At 76.2% G+C, this 11,332-nt stretch carries 4 protein-coding genes; 1 reads left to right on the top strand and 3 read right to left on the bottom strand.

All coding sequences use genetic code 11. The annotated features are described in order from the left end of the window. The 3 genes from ABD317_RS26895 to fabD form a co-directional block, all read right to left on the bottom strand. Positions 1-1,991, bottom strand: a 1,991-nt coding sequence (locus tag ABD317_RS26895) for a type I polyketide synthase (protein WP_344292821.1), incomplete at its 3' end; no start/stop codon positions are given. Between the two features lie 22 nt (positions 1,992-2,013). After that, a complete protein-coding gene (locus tag ABD317_RS26890; RefSeq protein ID WP_344292819.1) occupies positions 2,014-3,552 on the bottom strand; it encodes an SDR family NAD(P)-dependent oxidoreductase in 1,539 nt (512 codons plus the stop codon). Then, positions 3,492-9,401, bottom strand: a complete 5,910-nt coding sequence (fabD, locus tag ABD317_RS26885) for an ACP S-malonyltransferase (RefSeq protein WP_344292817.1) — start codon at positions 9,399-9,401, stop codon at positions 3,492-3,494. The genes ABD317_RS26890 and fabD overlap by 61 nt, the downstream gene beginning before the upstream one ends. A gap of 384 nt (positions 9,402-9,785) precedes the next feature. Here fabD and ABD317_RS26880 point away from each other — a divergent pair. Next, positions 9,786-11,332, top strand: a 1,547-nt coding sequence (locus tag ABD317_RS26880; protein WP_344292815.1) for an AMP-binding protein, incomplete at its 3' end; no start/stop codon positions are given.

The following is an 11,332-nucleotide window of genomic DNA, read 5'->3' as shown; positions in this document are numbered from 1 at the left end:
CCGCTGAGGACGGCGGCGGCGAGGTCGCCGGGTGCGGCGCCGCCCGCGACGGCGCCGGCGGCGATGCCCCAGTCGGCGAGCGTGCGCACCAGTGCGACTTGGCAGGCCACGGTCCGTAGGTCCGCGGTGAGCGCGGCCCCGACGCCACCGTCGAGCGCGGCGGCCGGGGGCCGCAGTTCGGCCGTGCACCGGTCGAGGTGCGCGCGGAAGCCGGGGTGGGTGCCGTACAGCGCCTCGGTGACGCGCTCCGCGGTGGCCCCGGTGTCGCCGAGGAGGAAGGCGACCGGCGGTGCGGGGGTCGAGCCGCGGGCGCCGACGGCCTCGGCCGCCGCGGTCTGCCGCCGGCCGACGGCCGGCTCGGGCCCGGCGCCCGCGGCGAGTTCCGTCAGCCGGTGCGCGAGGTCGTGGCGCGAGGCGGTGACGAACGCGGCGCGGTGGGCGAAGTGCGCCCGGCGGGCGGTGGCGGTGTGGCAGAGGTCGGCGAGGGCCGCGTCGGGGTGCGTGGCCAGCCACCGGGCGTGCCGGGCGGCGGACTCGCGCAGGCCCTCCGGGTCGCGCGCGGAGAGGGCGAAGACGTGCGCGGGGCGCTCGGGCCCGGCGGCGCGCGGCACCGCGGCGTCCGGCTCGGTGAGGACGACGTGCACGTTGGTGCCGGAGAAGCCGAAGGAGCTGACGCCGGCGGTACGGGGCCGGCCGTCGCCCCGGCGCGGCCAGGTCGACGTGCGGTCGCACAGCGCCACCGGCAGCCGCTCGACGCCGAGCCGGGGGTTGGGGGTGTCCAGGTGCAGGCCGCCGGGGATCTCGCCGTGCCGCAGCGCGAGGACGGTCTTGATCAGGCCGGCCACCCCGGCGGCGGCCTCCAGGTGCCCGATGTTGGACTTGACGGCGCCGACGCGCAGCGGCTCTTCGGGGTCGCGGTCGGCGCAGAGCACGTCGGCGGCGGCGCGCACCTCGATCGGGTCGCCCAGCGAGGTGCCGGTGCCGTGCGCCTCCAGATAGTCTACGGCCCGCGGCTCGATCCCGGCCGCCGCCACCGCGTCGGCGATCAGCTCGCGCTGCGCCCGGCCGTTGGGGACGGTCAGGCCGCTGGTGCGGCCGTCGTGGTTGACGGCGGAGCCGCGGATCAGGGCGAGGACCGGGGCCCGTACGGCGGCGGCGTCCGAGGCGCGCATGAGGGCGACCATGCCGCTGCCCTCGGAGCGTACGTAGCCGTCGGCGGCCGCGTCGAAGACCTTGCATCTGCCGTCCTCGGCCAGCGCCTCCATCCGGCACAGCGCGACCATCACGGCGGGCGACATCAGCGCGCTGACCCCGCCGGCGAGGGCGGCGGTGCACTCGCCGCGGCGCAGGCTCGCGACCGCGAGGTGGACGGCGAGCAGCGACGACGAGCACGCCGTGTCCACGGCGAGGGCCGGGCCGCGCAGCCCGAAGGTGTGCGCCACGCGGCCCGCCGCGACGCTGATCGCGGAGCCGGTGGCGGTGTACGGGCCCGCGTCGCGCGGCTGCCGGGGCAGCAGGGTGTGCTCGGAGCCGGAGACGCCGACGAAGACGCCGACGCGCCGCTCGGCGGTGGTGCCCGACAGCAGCCCGCCGCTCTCCAGCGCCTGCCAGCTCGTCTCCAGCAGCAGCCGGTGCTGCGGGTCCATGTCCCGGGCCTCGGCGTCGGTGATGCCGAAGAACCCGGCGTCGAAGGCGTGGGCGCCCTCGGCGAGGAACCCGCCGCGGCGGGTGTACGAGGTGCCGGGCTCGCTCCGGTCGGACGCGTACCAGCCGTCGACGGGCCACCGGTCGTGCGGTACGTCCACGATGCCGTCGCGGCCCTCGCGCAGCAGCTCCCAGAACCGCTCCGGGCCGTCCGCGCCGCCGGGGAAGCGGCAGCCCAGGCCGACGACGGCGATGGGCTCCTCGGCCCGGGCGTGCAGCCGTTCCACCTCCTCGCGGAGGGTGCGTACGGCGTCCAGGGAACGCCTGAGCAGGGCTTTGTCCGTCATCGCGCTTCCTCTCCCGCGTGCGTCACAGCCCCAGCTCCGCCAGGACGCCCTTCAGCTCGATCTCCACCGTCGAATCGCCCTTGGCGGCGGCGCCCCTGCCGCCGGAGCCGGCACCGACGGCCGCGTCGGGCCGCGGCTCCGCGGGCCCGCCCGCCGGCGGCTCGATGCGCAACACGCGCTGCAGCTTGTCGCGTTCGGCGTGCACGACGCCGAACTCCGGCCGGGCGTGCCGCAGCGCCGCGTCGAACGCCGCCACGCCGACCTCGTTCTCCAGCGGCGTCAGCCCCAGCCGGCGGCGTACGAAGCCCTCGGTGGCCTCGTCGACGCGCATGCCGCCCGTGCGCCAGAACGGCCAGACCAGCGCGATGCTCGCGCCGGACCGCTCGCCCGCGGCACGCAGGTGCTCGCGGCCGCGGCTGAAGGCGTTCAGGAAGCGGCTGGCGAAGGCGTAGTCGACCTGGCCGGGGTTGCCGGCGAGCGCGGCCAGCGAGGAGAAGGTCATGAAGAAGTCGAGGTCGTCGCCGGCGGTGGCGGCGTCGAGGTGGACGGCGCCGTCCACCTTGCCCGCGAGCACGGTGTCGATCTCGTCGGCGGTCTTGTTGGGCAGCAGCGCGTCGCGCAGCACGCCCGCGGAGTGGATGACGCCGTGGACACTGCCCCAGCGGTTGCGGGCGGCGGCGAGGGTCCACTCGACGTCGCCGCGGTCGGCGACGTCGGCGCGCTCGTACCGGACGTCGGCGCCGAGGGCGGCGATGCGCTCCAGCGCCTCCCGGCGCTCCCGGGTCAGCGCCGAGCGGCCGACGAGCAGCAGGTTCACCCGGGCCCGGTGGGCGAGGTGCTCGGCGAAGAGCAGGCCGAGGCCGCCTGCGCGGCCGGTGACGACGTACGTGCCGCCGGGCCTGACCGCGACGCCGGCCGGCGCCTCGGAGCCCGGCGCACCGGCGGCCGCGGGCAGTTCGCGGAGCCGGCGCACCTTGCGGCCGTCGCCGTCGTGGATGTTCTCGGCGGCGGCGCGGGCGTCCGCGGCGAGTTCGGCCTCGCAGGCGCGCAGCAGGGCGTCCGCGGGCTCCTCGCCGGCGGCGGTGCGTACGGTCACGGCCTGCTGGACGAGCCGCGGGTTCTCGTGGTCGGCGCTGCGGGCGAAGCCGCCGAACGCCTCCGCGAGCGGATCGGGCCGGGCGTCGGCGTGGGCGTGGACGCGCAGCAGCCGCACCGGGGCGCGCAGGCCGCGCCGCAGGAGCGCCTGGCTGAGGTGGAAGACCGAGGTGAGCGCGGTGCGCGGGTCGCTCCAGGCGTGCAGCACGGTGACGGGCGGGGCGTCGAGGCCGGCGAGGAGCGCGGCGTGGTCCTCGCCGGACTCGGCCCGTACGGTACGGGCGTCGCCGGACACCTCGTACGCCTCGCCGGGGCGGACGCCGACGACGGGGGCGGAGCCGGTGTGGCGGCGGCGTACGCGCCCGGCGAGGGCGCCGTCGTCGTCGAAGACGAGGACGGGCCCGGTCAGCCAGGAGGCGGGGCCTTCGGGAGCGGGGGACGGCTCCCAGTCGGCGGTGTAGTGCACGACCTGCGGGGCGGCGGCGGGGGCGGCGTCGCGGCCGGTGCGGCGGGGGCGGGCGCGTCGTCGAGGCGCAGCTCGTCCAGCAGGTACGCGGCGAGGTCGTCGATGCACGGGTAGTCGAAGACCACCCCGGCGTAGAGGACCAGGCCCAGCGCCTCCTCCAGCAGATTGCCCAGGCGTACCGCCATCACCGAGTCCATGCCCAGCTCGAAGAAGCCGCGCTGCCGGTCCGGCGGGCTGCCGGGCGGGAACTCCAGCAGCTCGCCGAGCGTGCGCTGCATCTGCGCGGCCAGCGCGGTGTGGCGTTCGCTCGCGGGGACGGCGGCCAGCGACGCCCGCAGATCCGTCGCTGCCGCTGCCGCGGCGTCGGGCACCGGCGGCGCGGGCGCGGCGGGAGCGGCCGGGACGGGAGCCGCCGGGGCGGGGGCGGGGTGCGGCTCCGGGGCGGGGGGGGGTACGGCCGGTGCGGTCGGCCGTACCGGGGTCGGGGCGCTCGGCTCCAGCCAGTAGCGCTCCTGGGAGAAGGGGTACGTCGGCAGCGACACCCGGCGCCCCCCGGTGGGCCGGGCGGACCAGTCCGCCGTGCCGCCCGCCGCCCACAGCGCGGCGGCCCGGTCCGGCGCGGCGTCGGCGGGCACCGCGGGCGCGGCCCCGGACCGGCCGGGGCGGTGGCCGACGCTGACGCGGCCGTCCGCGTGGTCGCCCGCGGCCACCCGGTCGAAGCACTCGGCGGCCTCGGCGAGCGTACGAGCCGTGAACGCGGCGCGGTGCTCCATCGCCTCCCTGCCGTGCTGCAGCGTGTACGCGACGTCGGCCGGGCGCGGGCTCTCCGGGTCGTCGGCGCCGGGCGCCGCCTGCAGCGCGCGCAGGAACGCCGCCGTGTCGGCGGCGGAGGCGCGCAGGTTCTCCGGCGTGCGGGCGGACAGCGGGAACACCAGCGGGCCGCCGCCGCCGGCGGCGGCCGGCCCGGGCGCTGCCGGGGCCTCCTCCAGGATCATGTGGACGTTGACGCCGCCCGCGCCGAAGGAGCTGACGCCCGCGCGGCGCGGGCCGGCCGCGTCCCCGCCGGGCCCGGGCAGCAGCGGCCGCTCCCAGGGGGCGGTCTCGCGCTGCACCGCGAACGGTGTGCTGTCGAGGTCGAGGTTCGGGTTGAGTTCGGGGGTGTGCAGCAGCGAGGGCACCAGCGTGCCGTGCCGCAGCTGCAGAATCACCTTGGTGACCTGGGCGATGCCCGCCGCGGCCTCGGCGTGGCCCATGGTCGCCTTGACCGACCCGAGGGCGCACGCCGGCCGGCCGTCCCGGCGGTGCGGGACGGCGGCGTCCGCGTACGCCTCGGTGAGGCCGCGGACCTCGACGGGGTCGCCGAGAGCGGTGCCGGTGCCGTGGGCCTCGACGTAGCCGATGGAGCCCGCGTCCACCCCGGCGTCGGCGAGCGCGGCGCGCACCAGTTCGGCCTGCGCGACGGGGTTGGGGACGCCGTAGCCGTAGGTGCGGCCGTCGCTGTTGACCGCCGAGCCCTTGATGACGGCGTGGATCCGGTCGCCGTCGGCCACCGCCCGCTCCAGCGGCTTGAGGAGCACCGCGCCGACCGCCTCGGCCGGCACGTAGCCGGTGCCGCCCGCGGCGAAGGCGCGGCAGCGGCCGTCCTCGGCGAGGAACCCGGCCTCGGCGAGCATCACGTACTTGCTCGGGTGCAGCGAGAGGTTGACCCCGCCGGCCAGCGCCATGGCGCACTCGCCGCGGCGGATGGCGGCGACGGCCAGGTGGACGGCGTAGAGGGAGGAGGAGCAGGCGGTGTCCAGGGTGAGGCTGGGGCCGCCGAGGTTGAGCAGGTGGGAGATCCGGTTGGCGACCGAGAAGGTCTGCGAGGTGACGATGCGCCACACGCCCTCGTCCAGGTCCCCGCCGGCGAACATCTGGTAGTTGTTGTACGTCACGCCGGCGAAGACGCCCACCGGGCCGCGGTCGTCGCCGAGTCCGGGGTCCGCCAGCCCGGCGGGGGTGTAGCCGGCGTCCTCCAGGGTCTCCCAGGCGGTGGTGAGGAAGAGCCGCTCCTGCGGGTCGAGCAGGCGGGCGTCGCGCGGCGAGATGTGGAAGAACTGCGGGTCGAAGGCGTCGACGTCGTTCAGGAAGCCGCCCCACCGCGGCCAGTCCTCGCCGAACCTCTCCCGCGCCAGCTCCGCGTAGCGCCGGTAGCCGGGGCGGTCGAGGGGGATCTCGCCGACGCAGTCGTCCCCGTCCCGCAGCCGCTCCCAGAAGTCGGCCACCGTGGGGGCCTTGGGGTAGCGGCCGCCGATGCCGATGACGGCGATGTCGCCGGTGCCCGCCGGCACGGCGGGGGCTGCCGGTGCCGCGGCCGCGGCCGGTGCCGCAGCCGGCGTCGGGGCCGGGGGCGGCGCGGGCAGGGTGCGTGCGCGCGCGGTCAGGTGGCGGGCCAGCGATTCGAGGTTCTTGTACGTGAAGAGCGTGGCGCTGTCGACCGGCCCGTAGTGCTCCTCCAGCCGCCGGCGCAGCTTCTCCACCAGCAGGGAGCTGAGACCCAGGTCGTCGAAGCCGGCCCGCGGGTCGATCTCCTCCGGCCGCCACTTCAGCTCCTCGGCGAACAGCCGCACCAGATGCGCCAGCACGTCGTCCCGTGCGGCGCCCGGATCGCTCGGCGTCGGCCCGACCGCCCCCGCGGCGGTCAGGGCCGCAGGGACGGGCGGGGCCGCCGGCGCCGGCTGCGCGGCGCCGGGGGCGAGGGGGACGTGCGGGACGAGGTCCTGCGGGCGGATCCGGCGGCGCTCGAAGGGGTACGTCGGCAGGGGCGTGCGGCGTACGGGCCGGCCGCCGCGCAGCAGCGCCCAGTCGAAGTCCGCACCGGCCGCCCAGAGCCGGGCCAGGGCCGCGGTCTTGCCCGCGGCGGCGAGGGCGTCGAGGTACGTGTTGCCCTCCGGCCCGGCGAGCAGGGCGCGCGAGAGGTCCGCGGCGCCGGCGGCCTGCCCGCTCCACCAGGTGTCGCCCTGGTCCTCGCCGCGCAGGAAGTGGACCAGCGCGTCGTACAGTGCGTCGACGTCCTCGGCGACGACCGCCAGCCGCGCCTCCATCGGCTCCCGGCCGAGCTGCAGGGTGTCGGCGAGCGCGGTGAGCGCGAAGTCGGCGGAGCCGCCGGCGGGCGCGTGCCGGTCGAGGTGGCGGACCAGCTCGCGGGCGTAGTCGCGCAGCGCCTCGGGCGTACGGGCGGACAGCGGGACCAGCAGCGGGGTGCCCGGCGCCTCGTCGGCCGCGGGCGCGCGCTCGTACTCCTCCAGTACGACGTGCGCGTTGCTGCCGCCGAAGCCGAAGGAGCTGACGCCGCAGCGGCGCGGGGCGGCGGTGCCGTCGGCGGCGGTGTGCCGCGGCCAGTCGCCGGCGCGGTCGCCGATGCGGAAGGGGCTGCCGTCCAGCCGGATGTACGGGTTGAGCTGCTCGAAGTGGCGCAGGGCGGGCAGCTTCCCGTACCGCAGCGCCTGCACCATGGTGACCATCCCGGCGAGCCCCGCCGCCGCCTCCAGGTGCCCGATGGAGGTCTTGACCGAGCCGAGCGAGCAGTGCGGCGCGGCGGGGGCGTCGTGGCCCCAGGCGTCGTAGAGGCGGGCGAACGCCTGCTTCAGGCCCTCGATCTCGATGGGGTCGCCGAGGCTGGTGCCGGTGCCGTGGGTCTCCACGTGGGTGGCGGTCGCCGGGTCGAGGCCGGCGGCGCGCCAGGCGTCGACGATGACGTCGGCCTGCGCCTCGGGGCTGGGTGCGGTCAGGGAGGCGGCGCGGCCGGAGTGGCCGACGGCGCTGCCGCGGATCACGGCGTGGATGTGGTCGCCGTCGGCCTCGGCGGCGGCCAGCGGCTTGAGGACGACGGCGACGACGCCCTCGCCGCGCACGTAGCCGTCGGCGGACCGGTCGAAGGTCTTGCAGCGGCCGTCGGGGGCGAGCATCCCGGCCAGCCCGAAGCACTCGAACGGGGTGGGGCTGAGCATGAGGTTGACGCCGCCGGCGACGGCGAGCCCGCACTCGCCGGCGCGCAGGCTGCGGATCGCGCGGTGGACCGCGACGAGCGAGGACGAGCACGCGGTGTCGATCGCCTCGCTGGGGCCGCGCAGGTCGAGCTGGTACGAGACCCGGTTGGGCAGGACGGCGTGGGAGAGCCCGGTGGCGGTGTGCGCCTGGGGTCCGGCGGCGCTGTGGCCCAGCACCTCCGCGTAGTCCATCGAGCTGAGGCCGACGAACAGGCCGGTGCGGGTGCCGGCGAGGGTGTCGGGGCGGCGGCCGGAGTCCTCGACCGCCTTCCACACGGTCTGCAGGAAGAGCCGCTGGTGCGGGTCCATCAGCTCGGCCTCGTGCGGCGAGATGCCGAAGAAGGAGCAGTCGAAGGAGTCGACCTCGTCGAGGAAGGCGCCGTGGGCGCGGGCGGCGCGCTCCGTCCCCGCCCAGTCGCGCCAGCGGTCCTCGGGCACGCCCGTGACGAGTTCGTCCCCGGCCAGCAGGCGCTGCCAGAACCCCTCCAGGTCGGGCGAGCCGGGCAGGACGGCGGACAGGCCGACGACGGCGACGGGGTACGGCTCCGGCGCCGGGGCGGCGTCCTCGGCGCGGCCGGCGCCGCGTGCGCCGGGGCGTGCGGTGTCGTCACCCGCGCCGGGGTAGCGGGCGGACACCAGGTCGTGGTGCTCGGCGAGCAGGTGGCGCGCGAACGCCTCCAGGGTGAAGTGCTCGAAGAACACCGAGGGCGTGAGGTCGACGCCGAGGTCCCGGCGCAGGAGGTCGGCGAACTCGATGAGCCGGATCGAGTCGAAGCCCAGCTCGCTCAGCTCCGTCTCGCTGCGTACGACGGCGGGTTCGACCTTCAGCACCTGGGCCACGGTGGTGCGCAGGTCCTTCAGCAGCGCCTGGTGCAGCTGCACGGCCGGGGCGGCCTCGGGGCGGGCGCGGTCCCGCTCGGGGCGCCGCAGGCGCAGTTCGCCGCCGGGGGTGCCGCCCGGCCCGTCAGCTGCCGCATCCGGTGTCTGCGCGGCGGCTTCGGCGGCTTCCCGCGCGCGGCGCTCCTCGTCGCGTCGGGTGGCCTTGATCAGCCCGCGCATCGCCCGGCCGGGTCCGACGGGTCTGATGTCCGCCACGCCCTGCGCGACGAGGTAGCGGACGGTGTCCGTCCAGCGCACGGGGTGGTCGAGCTGCCGTACGAGCGTGCCGGCGACGTCGTCCCCGTACGGCCGGGCGGTCACGTTGGAGACGACGGGCACGCCGGGGGCGGTGAGCGCGCATCCCTGCAGGAACTCGGCGAACTCGCCCTGGATCGCGGACATGTACGGGGAGTGGAACGCGCCGCTCACCCGCAGCACCGTGTACAGGCCCGCGCCCGCCTCCTCGAAGACGCCGCGGGCGGCCTCGACGTCCCCGCGCGGTCCGGCGACCACGATCTGGGTGGGGTTGTTGTAGTTGGCGATCGACAGGTTCGTCAGGTCCGGCCGGCCGAGGAGTTCGGCGACCTGCTCCGCCGTCAGCCCGACGACGGCGGCCATGCCGCCGTCGGACACCCGGGACATCAGCTCGCCGCGCTTGGCGACCAGCCGCAGCCCGGTGGCGAAGTCGAAGGCGCCGGCGGCGTGCAGCGCGTTGTACTCGCCGAGGCTGTGCCCGGCGAGGTAGTCGGGCTCGGCGCCGCCGTCGGCGCGGTGGGCCAGGTGGCTGAGCGCGTTGACGACGAAGAGCGCGGGCTGCGTGTGCTCCGTGTGCTGCAGCCGTCCGTCGACGTCGTCGCGGCACAGTTCCGCGACGGAATAGCCGAGGATCTCGTCCGCGCGGGCGACTTCTTCCGGGAATCTCTCGAAGAGCTGCGCACCCATCCCTTTGTGCTGCGAACCCTGTCCTGGGAATGCGAGCGCAAACATTTCGAGCCGTTCCTTCAGTATGCGTCGGTGAAATCCCGGTACGGGACCGCGGTACTTTCGGCCACGCAAATCGGGAACGCGCAGCACTCTTCTGGCCAGTCCAGCGTGTCCGGGGGGACTAAGGACGTTCTAGCGGCCGGCTAAAGCCTCGACCTGGGGATATCCGATTTGACGCCGCGGTGATCCGCCGCCCATCATGAAACCACCTCAGCCAGCCATTCAATGCTGCGCTCACGGCAGCCGATTCGGGGGTATGGAATGTCAACTGCCGTTTCCACCGGTGAAATCCACGAGGACCGCGGAGGATTCCTTCCCGAGCCGGATCCGGCGCCGGTCGCCATGACCTCGGCGACCACGATCGGCGCGGCGCTGCTGGACCTGGCGGACAGCGACCCCGACCGGCCCCTGGCGTACGTCGAGGGCGCCGCGGAGCCCGTGCGGCTGACCGCGGCGGAGCTGGCCGAGCGCGCGGGGGCCGCCGCGACGGCCCTCGCGGAGCACGGCGTGCGGCGCGGCGACCGGGTCGGCGTCTGCATGGACACCGGCGCCGACGCGTACGCCACACTGCACGGCTGCTTCCTGCTCGGCGCCGTCCCGTTCGTCAGCGAGCCGCCGCTGGCGACGATGCGCCGGCAGCGCTGGGCCGACCGGCTGCGGCTGCTGATCAGCCGCGCGGAGCCGCGCGCCGTGGTCGTCGCGCCGGAGTTCCTGGAGGCCGTGACGGAGCCGTGCCTGGAGGCGGGGGTGGCGGTCGTCGAGCCGCCCTTCGAGGGCGGTCTCGACCTGGCCACCGCGCAGGCGAAGCCCGACGACATCGCGCTGCTGCAGTTCACCTCCGGCACCACGGGCGACAGCCGCGGCGTGACCCTGACCCACGAGTCGATCTTCGCCAACGCCCGGGCCATCGGCGAGCACGTCTACCGCGACGGCGACCTGATCGTCAGCTGGCTGCCGATGCACCACGACATGGGCCTGATCGGGCTGAATCTCGCCCCGCTGCTGCACGGCCTGCCTGTGGCGAGCATGCCGCCGCTGTCGTTCGCGGTGCGGCCGGAGCGGTGGCTGTGGGCGATGCACCGCTACCGGGGCACGTTCACCTCGGCGCCCAACTTCGCGTACCGCATGTGCGCCTCGAACATCCCCGACGCCAAGCTGGCGGGCCTCGACCTGAGCGCCTGGCGGGTCGCCGGCAACGGCGCGGAGGTCGTCCAGGCGAACACGCTCCGCCTGTTCGCCGAGCGCATGGCCCCGTACGGCTACCGCGAGCGGTCGATGATGCCCTGCTACGGCATGGCGGAGATCACCCTGGCCGCGACCATGTGCGTGCCCGGCGAGCCGCTCACCACGCTCACCGTCAGCCGCGACCGGCTGGCCGCCGAGGGCGAGGTCGTCGAGGCCGCGCCGGGCGCCGCCGACACGCAGGAGCTGGTCTCCTCCGGCACCCCGCTGACGGGGATGGAGCTGCGCGTGGTCGACGACGCCGGGGCCGAGCTGCCGGACCGCAGGCAGGGCACCATCCTGCTGCGTACCGCCTCGATGATGTCCGGCTACTACCGCCAGCCCGAGGAGACCGCGAAGGTCCTGGCGGACGACGGCTGGCTGGACACCGGCGACCAGGGCTTCACCGACGGCGGGCAGACCTACGTCACCGGCCGCGTCAAGGACGTCGTCATCATCGCCGGGTCCAACTACCACCCGTACGCCTTCGAGTCCGCGGCGGCCGCGGTGGACGGCCTGCGGGCGAACTCCGTCGCCGCCGTCGGCTGCCCCGACGAGGAGCGCAGCACGGAGGCGCTGGTGCTGGTGGTGGAGTCGAAGAGCCACGCGGACGCCGCGGCACCACCTCCACCCGGTCAGGGCGGAGCCCCGTCTCCGCCGCGACCGCC

It is taken from the genome of Streptomyces synnematoformans (assembly GCF_039531005.1).
Lineage (GTDB): Bacteria > Actinomycetota > Actinomycetes > Streptomycetales > Streptomycetaceae > Streptomyces > Streptomyces synnematoformans.
Note: the sequence above shows the minus strand (reverse complement) of the source record. Positions and strands in the feature narration are given on the sequence as shown.

Bases quoted from the DNA above. Each gene is read 5' to 3' on its own strand.
- fabD (WP_344292817.1), bottom strand. From the start codon at position 9,401: ATGGGTGCGCAGCTCTTCGAGAGATTCCCGGAAGAAGTCGCCCGCGCG.